Origin of the sequence: Flavobacterium psychrophilum (genome assembly GCA_001708385.1) — a bacterium.
Classification (GTDB): domain Bacteria; phylum Bacteroidota; class Bacteroidia; order Flavobacteriales; family Flavobacteriaceae; genus Flavobacterium; species Flavobacterium psychrophilum_A.
The window spans coordinates 806,798-821,543 of record CP012388.1; the positions used below are offsets into that span (position 1 = coordinate 806,798).

Here is a 14,746-nt window from a genome sequence, read left to right on the forward strand (position 1 = left end):
GTCGTATCTGCACAGCAGTGTTATTGCATTCGTTAAATAACTTTGTAGTATAACATTAAAAAACCAGACAATGACAGCCATTAAACAAATTTTTGTAAACCTGCCGGTGAAAGACCTTAACAGGACCGTTGAGTTCTTTACAAAACTGGGCTTTACATTCAATCCTGATTTTACCGATGAAAACGCTACATGCATGATTATTGGCGAGAACATTTTTGCCATGCTGCTAACAGAAAAATACTTTAGTACTTTTACAAAGAAACCTTTAGCAGATGCTAAAACAAGTACCGAAGTTATAAACGCATTTTCTTTAGGAAGCAGACAGGAAGTAGATGACATTACCGAAAAAGCAATTGCAGCAGGCGGTAAACAGTACAAAGAAGCCGAAGATCATGGGTGGATGTACGGCCGTAACTTTGAAGACCTTGACGGACACCAGTGGGAATTCTTCTTTATGGACATGAGCGCAATGCCACAACAATAAAGACAATAATATATTATACAAACCCGCTTTAGGTGGGTTTTGTTTTTCTGTAATCTTAAATTAAGTCTCTAAATTGTTTTTATTAATTAGATAGATGTACTGAAACATGCAAAACGCAGCAACTGCACCAAAGGTGTGCCAAAGAAAATGAGTACCCCATTCTGTTAGTTGCCAGCCATCGGTCACCCTGAAAGTTAATGCCGCAATAAATGCAAGAAGTGCAAAACCTACCCATTTGCCATGTTTAAACTGAGTGCTTACAAGATAAGCCAATACAGGAAACAGCACCATACCTGCCATTACTCCGTAATTTATATTGATAAACAATTGCATATTTCCGTGCTCTGCCATTTGTGCCCTGCCAAAAAACTGAAAGCACATATATAGCACTATAAAAGCCACAGCATAATACCACTTGGTAACTTTACCTAAGAAGTAAACACCCGCTGCAACACAAAGTAACATAATCGGCAGCCAGTCCATCATTATAAAAAAGCGCCATTGCCTGAGGCCATGATATATAGTTCCGCCAATTCCTCCTATATAAAGTAAAACCACAGCGACAGATAAAAACGTATGTTGTTTAAATTTTCCCCATAATTTTATGGTCCAGTAGATTGCTATAGCAAGGAAAAAACAGGAAGTAATGGTATTGAGCGGTTCGGGAAAAAGGTGCTGTAGGTTTGTTTCAGCATACAACATACCTCCATCGGGCGGATTTTGGTTAAAAAGCATCGTTATAAGGTTTTCTTTATTTAAAATTAACTAATCTTTTTTTTAGAAGCATAACCCTTTAATAAACAATTAGATATTTAGTACAATTTGTATGTTTTGGCAAATATGTGTAAACATATTATTACAATTAAATACATAGGTTTTATAATTTTATACACACTATGTAAAATGTTAAAAAAATTGCTTTATTTTTACTCACTTTTAAGCGAGCACTATACATGGAACTTTACATAAAATACAATATTGACATGATGTGTAAAGTCCTGTTGCAGCAACAACTGGATAAGTTTAAGATAGATTGCAAGGTTACAGAACCCGGATACGTTAAGTTCAGGGAAAACATTCCAATGGAAACCTACAATGCTCTCATTAACTCCTTAAAAGAATTTGGTATCGAAATTGTAGATAACCAAAAAAGCATACTGGTACAAAAGATAAAAAATGCAATTATTGAGATGCTTTACGCCGATAAAGGTGTACAGTCGTTAAAAATTTCTTCGTATCTTAGTGAAAAGCTGGGTGAGAGTTACCGTACATTATCGCAGGTATTCTCTGAAGTAACATTTATTTCGATTGAAAATTTCATCATTTTGCATAAGATTGAAAGGGTAAAACAATTACTGTTAACAGAAAACCTGTCTCTTACAGAGATTTCGTTTATGATGAATTATAGTAGTGTAGCCTACCTGTCCCAGCAATTTAAGAATATTACGGGTGTAACCCCCACAGCGTTTCAGAAGATTATGAAACAAAAACGCTATGCATAACCATAAATTAAGTTAATAACATTGATGCGACCTACAACACTGCACATAATGCTTGCCGATGACGATGAAGATGATCGCCTTTTTTTTAAGGAAGCATTTGAAGAAGTAAAAATTAACTACGATATCTCGGCGTTTAACGATGGCGAACAGCTAATGGAACATCTGTACAACGATGCAAATCCGTTACCAGATATTATTTTCCTTGACCTTAACATGCCACGTAAATCGGGTATAGAATGCCTTAAAGAGATAAGAGCCAACGAACGTCTTAAAAGAATTTCGGTAGCTATCTATTCTACCTCTTCATCAGAACAGGATATTGAAGATACATTTGTATCTGGTGCCAACGTATATATTAAAAAACCGAATGATTTTAATATGCTTAAAAAAATACTTAGTGATGTGGTACACATCAACTGGCAGTATATTACAGACGGATTAAACAAAGATAGTTTTATCCTTAGTCTGTAAGATCTAAACTATATAAATAAAAAAAGGTATCTGCCCCCCAGCAAGATACCTTTTTTATTTTGTTGGACTTTTTTCCCGATTTACGGCCGTAAAACGAACTTAACAAGTACCATTTGTTATTCTACTAATGACTAACAGAGCAAAAATACATCAGCATATTCCTAAAGGGTTATACTATTTTACGCTATCTGTTATGATTTAGAACTAATGTGTGTTAAAATTTATAAATAGGCAAATATCCTGTATTCATACGGGATTAATTAACATATGTTTTCTCTAATTTTTTTGTAAAAATTAAATCATGAACTTTTAAAATAAGTATATTTGTTAAGCAACATCGCTAATCTAAAATTCACCTGGTAGATGAACCATGAATTCACAATTTTTTACACCGATGACGACCAGGATGATATAGAATTCTTCAGGGAAATAATTAATAGTTTTGGCAGCGGCTACTCGTTAGTAACTCAAAACAACGGAGACCAGTTATTACATGCCCTGAACAATCCTCCTCCTCACCCACATCTTTTGTTTCTTGACATTAATATGCCCGGGCTTAACGGGCTCGAAGTATTAAAAAAAATCAGGGAATCAAGAAATCCTGAAAATTTACCTATCGTCATGTTCTCCACATCCGGAGATGTAAATACCATAAATAAAAGCAGGGAACTGGGTGCCAATTATTATGTTCAGAAATCGAACGTATTTGACCAGCTAAAAAGATCTATAGAGCATACTCTTGCTATTAACTGGGGGAGCTTTGTACCCACAGAGAATAATTTTATTTACAATCATTAATTACAATGAACGACACAATTTCAACCCCGTCATTTTTAGAAAATCTTCGTAACAAAACTGCTCAATCTCACGTTGGCCTTGAAGATTTACCGATATCAAAATCGATAATAAACCCAGAGGTAACCAAAGAAGAGTATATTTTGTACCTTGACCTTATGAAGGATGTTATTAACGATGCTGAAACAAACATATTCCCGTTAACAGCAGCTATTATTACCGACAGTACCGATAGACAAAGGAATCACTTGTTAGACAATGATTTTAAAGCATTAGGCCATACTAAAAAAACTACTGACGCAAAACCGCTTAGTGCAGGCATTACAAACCTGACACCTGCTTTTGCATTGGGTATTTTTTATGTACTTGAAGGATCTAACCTTGGTGGAAGGGTTATCTTCAAAAACATTAATACTGCTTTGGGTTATGATGTAGAAAGTGGCGCATCATACTTTGCTGGTTACGGAGGTACAACAGGCAGCCACTGGAAAACATTTATTGAGATGTTGACCAAATATGAAGCAGTTAGCGGCAATGCTGATGAAATTATAGCCGGAGCAGATTATTGCTACAATGCTATAAGTAATTATTTTATAGAAAACTCCCCTAAATAATTTTATGCAGATAAAAGATATTGTAAACCGTGACATAGTTAACCTTACTAACTGCGAGCAGGAACCCATACATATTCCAGGTAGCATTCAGCCGCATGGTTTTTTGCTCGGACTTAAAGAAAACTCTTTTGTAATAGATTTTTGCAGCGCTAACAGCGAGGAATACATTGGCATCAGCCACACATTGCTTTTAGGCAAAAAATTGCAGGATATTTTTGGTAATGATGTTTTAGCCTCACTACAAAAATATATTGCCGATGAGCAAATGCTTTCGTCTTCGCTTTTAAAGCTTACACTTGAGGGAAAAGATTTTCTATGTACCGTTCACAATAGCAATGCTACTTATATACTGGAAGCAGAACCGGTAAGTAATAACAACAGGAAGGTAAGCGACGTTTACGACCAAACGTCGCAGTTCCTTCTTTATATGCATGATACCCACACTCTTAAAGAACTCTGCCAGCTTGTAGCCAATGGCACCCGCGAAATTACGGGGTACGACAGGGTTATGGTGTATCGTTTTGATAAAGATTATAATGGTGAAGTATTTGCAGAGGCCGTTCGCGATGATTTAGAGCCTTTCTTAGGGCTTCATTATCCGCATACCGATATTCCGCCGCAGGCAAGGGAACTCTACATGAAAAACCTCCTGAGGCTGATTACCGACATTGATTATACTCCGGTACCTATTTACACTGTGGATGACAGTACCGAAAAAAATCTTGACCTAAGTCTTTCAATATTAAGAAGCACCTCACCTATCCATGTGCAATACCTGCATAATATGGGGGTTGGTGCAACACTTACTATATCGCTTATCTATAAAAAGAAATTATGGGGCCTTATTGCATGTCACCATTATTCTACTAAAAATTTATCACCCGAGATTAGGCTTGCAGCGCAGCTCCAAGGGCATTTTATAACCTCTCAGATTGACCTGAGACAGGCGACTGAAGAATATGAAGTGGCGCGAAAAACAAATAGCGATCTCGAAAAAATAAATACTTTTAGCCTTACAGGCAAAGCCGATGGTACGCTTAACGAACTTGTAAAAGCACCCGGCATTTTAGAGTTATGTAATGCCGCAGGCGTTGCAGTGCTTTTTAACGGTACTATTTACAGAAACGGACTTACACCCGATAATGACGAAGTGCAGGATATCGCTAACTGGCTTGCTACCTACACAAACAATACTAGTTTTAGCACCGATAAATTAATTGACTACCTGCCCAATAAAGCAGAAGTATGCGGACAGACATCTGGGCTAATATACCATTCTCTTGATATTGACAGCAACAACTGTATCATGTGGTTTAGGCCCGAAACAAAAACCGAAGTTAACTGGGGAGGCGATCCTAACAAAGCCATTGTTAAAGATAAAAACGGACTTTACCCAAGGAATTCGTTTAAGCTTTGGAAAGAAATTGTAAGCTGCACCAGCAAACCTTGGCTAAGGCCCGAAATAGCTACAGCAGCAACCTATGCCAACAGCCTTCAGCGCCAGATAAATCTGCTTATAATTACGCAGGAAGAAGAAAAATACCGAAAATTGAGTGAATTGCTTAAAGAAACCAACTCCGAATTGGAGAATATCAACTGGATAAGCACGCACGATCTTCAGGAGCCGCTTAGAAAAATTCAGGTGATATCGTCTAGAATATTAAGTAAGGACAAAGAAATATCTGAGGGCGTTCAGGACGCTATACAGCGAATGAACCTTTCTGCAAGCAGAATGCAAACACTCCTGTTAGATATATTAAAATATACCCGCCTTAAACATACGGATGATGCTTTTAACACTGTAAACCTTAATGATATTATCGACGAACTCCGCGATGAAATGTCGGAGACTATTAACGAGAAATCAACTATTATACAATCGGAACAATTGCCAAATGTAAAAGGGATATCGTTCCTGCTGAAGCAATTGTTTGCCAACCTGATAGCAAATTCAATAAAATATGCAGCTGTTGACAGAAACCCTTTCATAAAAATTTATGCAAGCCCTGTACCGATGACATACAACGGCATTGACAGCGATTTTTATAATGTTATACATATAGAAGATAACGGCATTGGTTTTGAATCTCAGTTCTCTGAACAAATATTCAACATCTTTACAAAACTGCATGCTTCATCAGAATATAAAGGTTCGGGTGTAGGATTGGCTTTGTGCAAAAAGATAATGCAAAACCATAAAGGTTACATTACAGCCGTAAGTGAATTAGGAAAAGGAACTACAATAAGTGTTTATTTCCCTGTTCTTTAATTTACAGTAAAAACAAAACATAAAAAAGCCCTGATAAATATTTATCAGGGCTTTTTTATGTAGAAACAATACGATTATTACTTATTGTTTAGTTTTTTCTGAGCTGCTCTTTCTTTATAAAGTTCTATAGCACCACCGGTTACCCAGTACATTACAAAAGGTACAAGGAACATCATTAACCAAAAGCCTATTGAGATGATGGTAAGGAAAGCTAGAAAACCTAAGTATTGTGTAAATTCCATTTTTCAGATTGTTTGAATTCAGCCCCAAATATAAGGCGAATATTTATTTTAACCAACAACTGCTACTTAAAATGAGTATAAATTATTTAGCAAATCATTTTTTAAACCTGTGTATAATGCGTATTTTTGGCAGGCTCTTAAAAGTGCCCGGCACACGTTCAGGCACTTAGGCAGCCATTAGCTTTAACAAACAAATACAACAATAAAACATTCTGAAAATGGAATACAGGATTGAAAAAGACACCATGGGTGAAGTACAGGTACCCGCAGAGAAATACTGGGGTGCACAAACTGAGCGTTCAAGGAATAACTTTAAAATAGGCCCTTCGGGATCTATGCCAAAAGAAATCGTAGAAGGCTTTGCGTACCTTAAAAAGGCTGCAGCTTATGCTAACCACGATCTTGGCGTATTATCTGTAGAAAAACGTGATGCTATTGCACAGGTTTGCGACGAAATACTTGCCGGTAAACTTGATGACGAGTTTCCGCTTGTAATTTGGCAAACAGGTTCTGGTACACAAAGTAACATGAACGTTAACGAAGTGGTTGCTAACAGGGCTCAGGTACTAGCCGGAGGTAAAATTGGCGAAGGCGAACCGGTACTTAAAGCTAATGATGATGTAAACAAATCGCAATCATCAAATGATACCTACCCAACAGGTATGCACATTGCAGCTTATAAAGCTGTTGTAGAAGTAACAATTCCCGGAGTTGAAAAACTTCGCGATACACTTCAGGCAAAATCAAAAGAATTTATGAATGTGGTTAAAATTGGCCGTACCCACTTAATGGACGCTACTCCCCTAACTTTAGGTCAGGAGCTTTCGGGTTACGTTGCGCAACTAAACTACGGACTTAAAGCTGTTAAAAATACACTGGCACATCTTGCAGAGGTAGCCCTTGGTGGTACTGCAGTAGGCACAGGACTTAACACTCCTGATGGTTACGATGTAAAAGTAGCTGAGTACATTGCTAAATTTACAGGTCATCCGTTTGTTACAGCTGAAAACAAATTCGAAGCACTTGCTGCTCACGATGCTATTGTAGAAACGCATGGTGCCCTTAAACAACTTGCTGTTTCACTTAATAAAATAGCGAATGACATCCGTATGATGGCATCAGGACCACGTTCCGGTATTGGAGAAATCCTTATCCCTGAAAACGAGCCGGGATCTTCTATCATGCCGGGTAAAGTTAACCCTACGCAATGTGAGGCACTTACTATGGTTTGTGCTCAGGTTATGGGTAACGATGTTACTATTACAATTGGTGGCACTCAGGGTCATTACGAGCTTAATGTGTTTAAACCGTTAATGGCTGCCAACTTCCTTCAGTCAGCAAGATTGTTAGGAGATGCTTGTGTATCATTCGACGAGCATTGTGCACAGGGTATTGAGCCTAACTATGTACGTATTAAGGAACTTGTAGACAACTCTCTTATGCTTGTTACTGCGCTTAACACCAAAATTGGTTACTATAAAGCTGCTGAAATTGCACAAACTGCACACAAAAACGGAACCACACTTAAAGACGAAGCTGTTCGTCTTGGATATGTAACTCCGGAAGATTTTGATGCATGGGTTAAACCTGAAGATATGGTTGGATCGTTAAAATAATCCTTCCTCTATAATAAACCAAAAGCCTTCTGAAAAGAGGGCTTTTTTTTGGCTACGACTGGCGCTAATTAAATTTTTCATTTGTGTCAAATCGTGTAATTCGTGCCTTTAAAAATTTCTATATTTGACTATGCAAACCATCATCCGCCCTGCCGAAATTAAAGACCTTCCTGAAATACTGGAAATCGTCAATCATAATATACTGCATAGCACAGCTATTTATGACTATGATACGCGTTCATTAGCCGATATGGAACTATGGTTTGGCGACAGGCAAAAGGATAACTGGCCTGTTATTGTAGCAGAATTAGAGGGTAAAATCGCAGGATATGCAACCTACGGAACATTCCGGTTTAAAGTCGGCTTTAGATTTACAGTAGAGCATTCAGTTTATGTAGCTGAAAACTTTAATGGAAAAGGCATTGGTAAATTACTGATGACAGAACTAATCGCCCTGGCTAAAGAACAGAGGCTTCATACAATGATAGGCTGCATCGACGCAGAAAACAAAGGAAGCATAGAATTTCACAGGAAATTTGGCTTCACCGAAGAAGGTGTACTCAAACAGACAGGCTACAAATTCGATCGCTGGTTAGACTTATTATTTATGCAGCTAATGCTGAAATAAGCTACTTTTTTTCCATACGTTTCAGTATATCATTCATCATCTCAATCTGTACCCTTTGTATTTCAATTAGTGATTGTTCCTGATGCAATACTAAATGGTCTATTTTTTCATGCAGCATTCTTATTTCAAGTTCTGATTTTAAGTTGATCATATAATCATTCTGCGCTTTTTCACGGTCTTTTTCTCCTTGTCGGTTTTGACTCATCATAATAACCGGCGCCTGAAGTGCAGCAACGCAGGAAAGTATTAAATTTAGAAGAATAAAAGGGTATGGGTCAAATCCTTTATTAGCCAGCAGCAATACATTCCCTGCTATCCAGGCGGCAAGTATTGTTATAAAAATAATAATAAATGTCCAACTACCTCCAAAGGATGCAACTCTGTCAGCAACACGTTGCCCAAAAGTACTTTTCGCATCGTCATCGTCAGGATCATCAGCTAACAACGTTTTGTTTTTAAGAGACTCTACAACTTTAGCTTCGGTTGCTGATAGATCACCGAGTTCGCGTTCCAGAAATTCTGTAATATATTTTTCACGATACTGGTTCAGTTCAGTTACAGAAAGATGACAGCTGTCGTCAAAAAGCGGATTTTCCTGTTTTATTACATCGTAAATAGGCTGACGAACCATTTTAGCAGAAACTTTTTCATTACCTGGAAATTCTTTCCCTGATATATCGCTTTTAAACTTTTCCATATATTAAAACCAGTCTTTCTTTTTAAAATAAATTGTCATGCATATCGCTATAAAAGCCATGATTCCCAGTACCCAGTAATAGCCATTCTCTGTACGAAGTTCTGGCATATTATCAAAGTTCATTCCATACACCCCTACAATAAATGTAAGCGGCATAAAGATAACCGAGAATATGGTAAGTGTCTTCATAATCTGGTTCATTCTTTGGCTTTGCGCCGAAAAATGAAAGTTGGAAGCGCTATCCAGTGAGGTAAGGTCATACTCCACCTGATCCAGCATTTCAAGGCATTTTTGGTGCAGGCGCGCAAAAAACGTATGGCTGGATTTGTTTATGGTTTCATAATCTTCAAATTCATCTTTTTGGCTCTTAAGGTTATACAGCGCATCCCGAAGAGGCGCAATAGCACGCTTTATATAGTTAAGGTTGTCTCGGCTTTTCTCTATACTTGCAATAAAATCTACTTTGTAGTTTACTTTGCCATCGTGCAATGCTTCCACCCTGTCTTCATAACGCTCAATTGTCAAAAAGAAGTTTTCCATGATAGCATCCAGAAGCAGGTAAAGTAAATAGTCGTTTTTCTTTTTGCGAACAATACCACCTCCGGTACGTATACGCTCGCGAATGTGCGCAAAGTAGTCGCTTTTCTTTTCCTGGAAAGAGACTATAACATTGTCTTTTAGCAGAAAGCTCACCTGTTCGGTTTTAATGCTGCCCTCCTCCTCTTCCGGCAATACCGACTTTACGCTAAAAAACAGCACATCGCCAAGTTCTTCAATACGGGTACGCCTTGAAGTATTTAAAATATCACCAACAATAAAAGGTTCTACCTGAAATAGTGCAGCAATTTTCTTTATAAGTTCTACATCGTGAAGACCATGAACATTCAGCCACTTAACGTCATTCGCCTGAAGTTCATCTTTGCATTCGTTAATTACCCTGTCCAGCGATACATTGCTGTATTCTTCGTAGCCTTCTTCATCAAAAACGAATAGCTGCATAGTTACGGGATCGGTTTTGTATTCGCCTGTATACTCAAAGTTATACGGCTGTACTTTACGTACTTTGTTGTATTTAATTCTTTTCACAAATACAGTATTTCTTCCTATAAATATAGGCGTTTTTTAAAAATCCATTCTATTTTTACAAAAAGTTTAATTCATGAAAACCCTTATTATAAATATAAAAGAGCTGTTACAGGTGCGTGAAGCAGGCATTACAAAAGTTTCCGGAAAGGAAATGGCTCATCTGCCGCTACTTAACAACGCCTGGCTGCTTATTGAGGATAATCTTATCGCCGGTTACGGCACAATGGACTCCTGCCCCGATACAGCGGGTCTTACCATTATTGATGCCGCTGGAAAAGCAGTACTACCTGCATGGTGCGACAGCCACACCCATATTGTATATGCCGGCAACCGCGTTCAGGAATTTGTAGACAGGATAAATGGGCTTACCTATGAGGAGATATTCAACCGCGGGGGCGGTATACTTAATTCTGCCAAAAAACTCAATGAGAGCAGCGAGGATGATATTTACGAGCAATCTAAGCAGCGTCTTGAAGAAGTTATGCAGCAGGGAACAGGGGCTGTTGAGATAAAATCGGGTTACGGACTTACCGTTGAAGGCGAACTGAAGATGCTTCGTGTTATAAAACGCCTTAAAGAAGAATCTCCTGTAGCCATAAAGGCTACGTTTTTAGGAGCACATGCTTTTCCTGCCGAATATAAAGAAAACCATAGTGGCTACATTGATTTGATTGTAAACGAAATGCTGCCGAAAATCGCCGAGGAGAAGCTGGCCGACTATATTGATGCTTTTCTTGAAACAGGTTATTTTTCTGTTGAAGAAACCGAACGCATTATGGAAGCCGGAAAAAAATACGGCATGCCTGCCAAAATTCACGTTAACCAGTTTACCGCTATAAATGGTATCGAGGCCTGTGTTAAACATGATGCGCTAAGTGTAGACCACCTGGAAATTGTTACCGATGAAGATATTGAGGCTTTAAAAGACAGCAATACCATGCCTGTTGCTTTGCCTACCTGCTCTTTTTTTATAAGTATTCCGTATACACCGGCACGCAAAATGATGGAAGCCGGACTTCCGTTGGCACTGGCTACCGATTTTAATCCGGGCACTACCCCATCAGGTAATATGAATCTTGTTATAGCGACAGCATGCATTAAAATGAAAATGACCCCGGAGGAGGCCATTAATGCTGCAACTATAAACGGTGCGTATGCAATGGGATTAACAGAAACCCACGGTAGTATTACCGTTGGCAAAAGGGCAAACCTTATCATTACCCAGCCAATTGCCTCATACTATCAGCTACCTTACGCTTTTGGAACTAATCTAATAGAATCGGTTATTATTGAAGGTAAAACGGTATAAAATAAAAATGGAGCCTAATGGCTCCATTTTCATACCTTATTATTTTTTTCTTATTTCAATGTAAATGTAGTGTTACCCGCAAGTTGTCCTTTATCAAAGACGTTTACGTGGTATAGACCCTTAGCAAAATCCTGTCCGGAAACAGTCTCGCTTACATCCATAGTTTTGTTTTGATAGATAGCATTAGTAATAAAGCTATATGTTAGTGTTTTGTCTCCAAACACTTCTGTCGCTTTTTCGCCTATTACATTATTATTCGGGTCAATTACCTGTACATAGTACATTTTGTTACCCGACATAGCAACTTCATTAGCTGCAAGTGTAAAGCTGATTTTAAGAACATCAACACGTTTCGCTCTTGAAGTTTCAACAAGCTTACCTGAGCTTTTCTCTTTAAACGGCTCTGCTTTAATGTTAAGAACAGAAACTTTAGATGCCTTTTCAACTTTTCTTGAAAGGTTATCGTTTTGAGACATAAGGGTATCATTATACCTTCTTGTTTCGTCAAGTGCATTCCTAGTACTGTCGCGTTGCGCCATAAGGTTTGCATTTTCTCCTTTTAGCACCTTATTTTCAGCTAAAAGAGAGTCGTGCTCACGCTTAAGTTTAAAATAATCGTTTTTGTAACGCGCAAGTGCAGCAGCATCACCTTTAGATTTTTTAACTTCAGCAAGCAGTTCTTCAATTTTTGCACGCTCTGCTTCTAAGTCTCCTTTAAGCGAAGAATTGTCTGCAATCGCTGCATCATAACTGGCTTTGGTTTCCTCAAGATCGTGCACAAGCTTGTCTTTTTCAGACATTAACGTTTTTTCTGTAGTCTCGCTATCTGTACTCATTTTGTACATGTAAGCAAGGCTTCCCACAAGTAGTATCGCTAATACTACGATAATAGCCTTTAAGCTAGAGTTACTTTTTTGATTTTCCATTGTTAAAATATTTTTCCCAAATTTATATATATTTTAATTTGGCGTTATCATTTTAACGTAAAATTAGCGGAAAATAGTATTTTTGACTCCAACAAAATTATCATGGAAAACATCATCAGGTTCACTGTAAACGACCTTACAAAGTACACTTCACAACGCAGCGGGGAGATTAAATTCGGCGAAAGGATACTAACAGTGCCAAAAGAAGAAAATACAATAGATTTCTTAAAATCCTGCGATGCCCAGTTTGTGCTTTTAGGAATTCCGGAAGATATCGGGGTACGCGCCAACTTTGGCAGGCCCGGCACAGCATCTGCCTGGGAATCGGCTATAAAAAGCATCGTGAATCTTCAGCACAACAAATTCACCAAAGGCAGCAACCTGCTTATTCTTGGTAAAATTGATGTAGAGGAGTCAATGAAAACCGCAGAAACCCTTGATGCTACAACCACCGAAGGCCGTAAAGCACTATCTGAACTGGTTGAAAAAATTGATAAGGATGTTGCACATGCTGTCTGCCAGATTATCCTTGCCGGAAAAACGCCAATTATTATCGGCGGAGGCCATAATAACGCCTATGGAAATATTAAGGGTACTGCCCTAGCCAAAGGAAAGCCTGTAAACGCCATAAATTTTGACGCTCATACCGATTTCAGGGTGTTGGAAGGCCGCCATAGCGGAAATGGTTTCTCCTATGCTTTTGAGGAAGGTTTTCTAAAGCGTTATTTTATTTTTGGACTTCATGAAAACTATACATCAAAAGGTGTCATGGAGACCATCAAAAAACACAGCGATGCTATTAAATTCAATACCTACGAGCAAATATCGGTTCGAAAAGAAAAGAGCTTTTCGGAAGAAAAAGTATTTGCCCTGTCGTTTATAAGTGATGAGCCTTTTGGTATTGAAATGGATCTTGATGCTATGCTTAATATTGCAAGCAGTGCTATAACGCCAAGTGGCTTTAGTGTTGAAAAAGCAAGGCAGTTTTTGCATTACTTCGGCCAGCATAAACATGCAGCCTACCTGCATTTATGCGAGGGTGCCCCCGATCTGGATAACGAGAAGAACAGCCACATTAGCGGGAAACTAATGGCCTATCTTATCACCGACTTTATGAAAGCAAAAGGTGATCATTAAATTTTAGTGGTGGTGCCCATCGGGCTCAATATGAATCATAACATCTGCAAACTGCGGTAAAGCCTGCTGTATGTGGTCTTTAACTGCATGCGCAATAGTATGCCCTTCGGTTACAGATAAATCCCCGTCCACCCATATATGAAGGTCGGCGTGGTTAAGAACGCCCATTTTACGGGTATGGCATTTCTCTACATTGGTTACCCCTTGTACTTCTGCAGCAAGTGCCCTTACTTTAGTGTTTAACGACGGGTCAAGGTCTTCATCTAAAAGTTCGCCAATAGCAGGCCTGACGATCTGGTAGACATTGATAAGGATAATTACGCCTGCAAATAATGCGGCATAATCATCGGCAACTTCATACCCCTCTCCCCCTATTAATGCAATGGAAATTCCCACAAATGCGGCTGCCGAAGTGATAGCATCACTCCTATGATGAAAAGCGTCTGCCTTAATTGCATCGCTGTTCAGGTCCTGTCCGGTTTTCTTAACATAGCGGTATAATATTTCTTTGGTAGCGATAACAACCAGTAATATTATAAGCGTGTAAGGTTTAGGGCTTTTGTGCGGGGTTAAAATATTATGAACGCTCTCCTTGCCTATTACAAATGCAGCAATGGTAAGGGCTGCACCTATACCAATAGCAATAAGCGCTTCTGCTTTACCGTGTCCGTATGGGTGGTCTTCATCGGCTGGTTTGGAAGCCCACTTTAGTCCGAGCCACAACATACTCGATGTAAAGATATCGGCTGTAGATTCTATAGCATCGGCAATAAGCGCATAAGAGTTACCAAATATACCGCCCAATGCCTTTAGTATAGCCAGTATACCGCTGACCACTATTCCGACAAATGTAGATTGTAAGCCTTTATTTTCAGATATTGCCATAATAAAAATTGGTATATGCCACGGGTAAATTTGAGCCTGTAAAAATACTGATTTTAAAAGCCCGAAGCCTAAATCGGGGACTTAA

16 protein-coding genes are annotated in these 14,746 nt (G+C 38.6%); 10 read left to right on the forward strand and 6 right to left on the reverse strand.

The genetic code is table 11. The features are described 5' to 3' along the window. Nucleotides 1-70 precede the first annotated feature (70 nt). Nucleotides 71-484, forward strand: a complete 414-nt coding sequence (locus ALW18_03405; GenBank protein AOE51640.1) for a hypothetical protein — start codon at nucleotides 71-73, stop codon at nucleotides 482-484. 60 nt (nucleotides 485-544) lie between these two features. Here ALW18_03405 and ALW18_03410 read toward each other — a convergent pair whose 3' ends face one another. Continuing rightward, nucleotides 545-1,219, reverse strand: a complete 675-nt coding sequence (locus ALW18_03410) for a hypothetical protein (protein ID AOE51641.1) — start codon at nucleotides 1,217-1,219, stop codon at nucleotides 545-547. Nucleotides 1,220-1,437: 218 nt separating this feature from the next. Here ALW18_03410 and ALW18_03415 point away from each other — a divergent pair, with 218 nt between their 5' ends. The 5 genes from ALW18_03415 to ALW18_03435 all read left to right on the forward strand — a co-directional run bounded on the left by ALW18_03415 (nucleotide 1,438) and on the right by ALW18_03435 (nucleotide 6,135). Next, the gene (locus ALW18_03415; protein AOE51642.1) at nucleotides 1,438-1,986 is read left to right on the forward strand and encodes an AraC family transcriptional regulator; all 549 of its coding nucleotides are present in this window, start codon (nucleotides 1,438-1,440) and stop codon (nucleotides 1,984-1,986) included. A gap of 24 nt (nucleotides 1,987-2,010) precedes the next feature. Next, the gene (locus ALW18_03420; GenBank protein ID AOE51643.1) at nucleotides 2,011-2,457 is read left to right on the forward strand and encodes a transcriptional regulator; all 447 of its coding nucleotides are present in this window, start codon (nucleotides 2,011-2,013) and stop codon (nucleotides 2,455-2,457) included. A gap of 363 nt (nucleotides 2,458-2,820) precedes the next feature. Continuing rightward, nucleotides 2,821-3,255 carry a hypothetical protein gene (locus tag ALW18_03425; GenBank protein AOE51644.1) on the forward strand — a complete coding sequence of 145 codons (435 nt, stop codon included), beginning with the start codon at nucleotides 2,821-2,823 and terminating at the stop codon, nucleotides 3,253-3,255. A 5-nt stretch (nucleotides 3,256-3,260) separates the two neighbouring features. Then, nucleotides 3,261-3,866, forward strand: a complete 606-nt coding sequence (locus tag ALW18_03430; protein ID AOE51645.1) for a hypothetical protein — start codon at nucleotides 3,261-3,263, stop codon at nucleotides 3,864-3,866. Between the two features lie 4 nt (nucleotides 3,867-3,870). After that, complete coding sequence (locus ALW18_03435) at nucleotides 3,871-6,135, forward strand: histidine kinase (GenBank protein ID AOE51646.1); 2,265 nt, start codon at nucleotides 3,871-3,873, stop codon at nucleotides 6,133-6,135. A 77-nt stretch (nucleotides 6,136-6,212) separates the two neighbouring features. Here ALW18_03435 and ALW18_03440 read toward each other — a convergent pair whose 3' ends face one another. Further along, a complete protein-coding gene (locus ALW18_03440) occupies nucleotides 6,213-6,377 on the reverse strand; it encodes a serine hydroxymethyltransferase (protein AOE51647.1) in 165 nt (54 codons plus the stop codon). A 218-nt stretch (nucleotides 6,378-6,595) separates the two neighbouring features. Between ALW18_03440 and fumC the strand changes: the two genes are divergently transcribed. Together fumC and ALW18_03450 are read left to right on the forward strand one after the other, a co-directional pair. Further along, the gene (gene fumC, locus ALW18_03445; protein AOE51648.1) at nucleotides 6,596-7,993 is read left to right on the forward strand and encodes a fumarate hydratase; all 1,398 of its coding nucleotides are present in this window, start codon (nucleotides 6,596-6,598) and stop codon (nucleotides 7,991-7,993) included. Between the two features lie 130 nt (nucleotides 7,994-8,123). After that, nucleotides 8,124-8,621: a hypothetical protein gene (locus tag ALW18_03450; GenBank protein ID AOE51649.1), complete on the forward strand. Its 498-nt coding sequence runs from the start codon at nucleotides 8,124-8,126 to the stop codon at nucleotides 8,619-8,621. A gap of 1 nt (nucleotide 8,622) precedes the next feature. Here the strand turns inward: ALW18_03450 and ALW18_03455 are convergent, their stop codons facing one another. Both ALW18_03455 and ALW18_03460 read right to left on the reverse strand, forming a co-directional pair. After that, nucleotides 8,623-9,318 (reverse strand): hypothetical protein, encoded by a 696-nt coding sequence (locus tag ALW18_03455; protein AOE51650.1) that lies wholly within the window; start codon nucleotides 9,316-9,318, stop codon nucleotides 8,623-8,625. A 3-nt stretch (nucleotides 9,319-9,321) separates the two neighbouring features. Then, nucleotides 9,322-10,404, reverse strand: a complete 1,083-nt coding sequence (locus ALW18_03460) for a magnesium transporter (protein ID AOE51651.1) — start codon at nucleotides 10,402-10,404, stop codon at nucleotides 9,322-9,324. Between the two features lie 73 nt (nucleotides 10,405-10,477). On the opposite strand from ALW18_03460, the gene ALW18_03465 reads away from it, so the two are divergent. Then, nucleotides 10,478-11,713, forward strand: a complete 1,236-nt coding sequence (locus ALW18_03465; protein AOE51652.1) for an imidazolonepropionase — start codon at nucleotides 10,478-10,480, stop codon at nucleotides 11,711-11,713. Nucleotides 11,714-11,763: 50 nt separating this feature from the next. Here the strand turns inward: ALW18_03465 and ALW18_03470 are convergent, their stop codons facing one another. After that, nucleotides 11,764-12,639 (reverse strand): hypothetical protein, encoded by an 876-nt coding sequence (locus tag ALW18_03470; GenBank protein ID AOE51653.1) that lies wholly within the window; start codon nucleotides 12,637-12,639, stop codon nucleotides 11,764-11,766. Between the two features lie 102 nt (nucleotides 12,640-12,741). Here ALW18_03470 and ALW18_03475 point away from each other — a divergent pair, with 102 nt between their 5' ends. Continuing rightward, nucleotides 12,742-13,776 carry an arginase gene (locus ALW18_03475; protein ID AOE51654.1) on the forward strand — a complete coding sequence of 345 codons (1,035 nt, stop codon included), beginning with the start codon at nucleotides 12,742-12,744 and terminating at the stop codon, nucleotides 13,774-13,776. Nucleotides 13,777-13,779: 3 nt separating this feature from the next. Here ALW18_03475 and ALW18_03480 read toward each other — a convergent pair whose 3' ends face one another. Beyond that, nucleotides 13,780-14,661, reverse strand: a complete 882-nt coding sequence (locus ALW18_03480) for a cobalt-zinc-cadmium resistance protein (protein AOE51655.1) — start codon at nucleotides 14,659-14,661, stop codon at nucleotides 13,780-13,782. Between the last annotated feature and the right edge of the window lie 85 nt (nucleotides 14,662-14,746).

What these genes read in the sequence shown, in the direction of transcription:
- ALW18_03405 (AOE51640.1), top strand. Translation starts at nt 71, where the DNA reads ATGACAGCCATTAAACAAATTTTTGTAAACCTGCCGGTGAAAGACCTT.
- ALW18_03410 (AOE51641.1), bottom strand. Translation starts at nt 1,219, where the DNA reads ATGCTTTTTAACCAAAATCCGCCCGATGGAGGTATGTTGTATGCTGAA.
- ALW18_03415 (AOE51642.1), top strand. Translation starts at nt 1,438, where the DNA reads ATGGAACTTTACATAAAATACAATATTGACATGATGTGTAAAGTCCTG.
- ALW18_03420 (AOE51643.1), top strand. Translation starts at nt 2,011, where the DNA reads ATGCGACCTACAACACTGCACATAATGCTTGCCGATGACGATGAAGAT.
- ALW18_03425 (AOE51644.1), top strand. Translation starts at nt 2,821, where the DNA reads ATGAACCATGAATTCACAATTTTTTACACCGATGACGACCAGGATGAT.
- ALW18_03430 (AOE51645.1), top strand. Translation starts at nt 3,261, where the DNA reads ATGAACGACACAATTTCAACCCCGTCATTTTTAGAAAATCTTCGTAAC.
- ALW18_03435 (AOE51646.1), top strand. Translation starts at nt 3,871, where the DNA reads ATGCAGATAAAAGATATTGTAAACCGTGACATAGTTAACCTTACTAAC.
- ALW18_03440 (AOE51647.1), bottom strand. Translation starts at nt 6,377, where the DNA reads ATGGAATTTACACAATACTTAGGTTTTCTAGCTTTCCTTACCATCATC.
- fumC (AOE51648.1), top strand. Translation starts at nt 6,596, where the DNA reads ATGGAATACAGGATTGAAAAAGACACCATGGGTGAAGTACAGGTACCC.
- ALW18_03450 (AOE51649.1), top strand. Translation starts at nt 8,124, where the DNA reads ATGCAAACCATCATCCGCCCTGCCGAAATTAAAGACCTTCCTGAAATA.
- ALW18_03455 (AOE51650.1), bottom strand. Translation starts at nt 9,318, where the DNA reads ATGGAAAAGTTTAAAAGCGATATATCAGGGAAAGAATTTCCAGGTAAT.
- ALW18_03465 (AOE51652.1), top strand. Translation starts at nt 10,478, where the DNA reads ATGAAAACCCTTATTATAAATATAAAAGAGCTGTTACAGGTGCGTGAA.
- ALW18_03470 (AOE51653.1), bottom strand. Translation starts at nt 12,639, where the DNA reads ATGGAAAATCAAAAAAGTAACTCTAGCTTAAAGGCTATTATCGTAGTA.
- ALW18_03475 (AOE51654.1), top strand. Translation starts at nt 12,742, where the DNA reads ATGGAAAACATCATCAGGTTCACTGTAAACGACCTTACAAAGTACACT.
- ALW18_03480 (AOE51655.1), bottom strand. Translation starts at nt 14,661, where the DNA reads ATGGCAATATCTGAAAATAAAGGCTTACAATCTACATTTGTCGGAATA.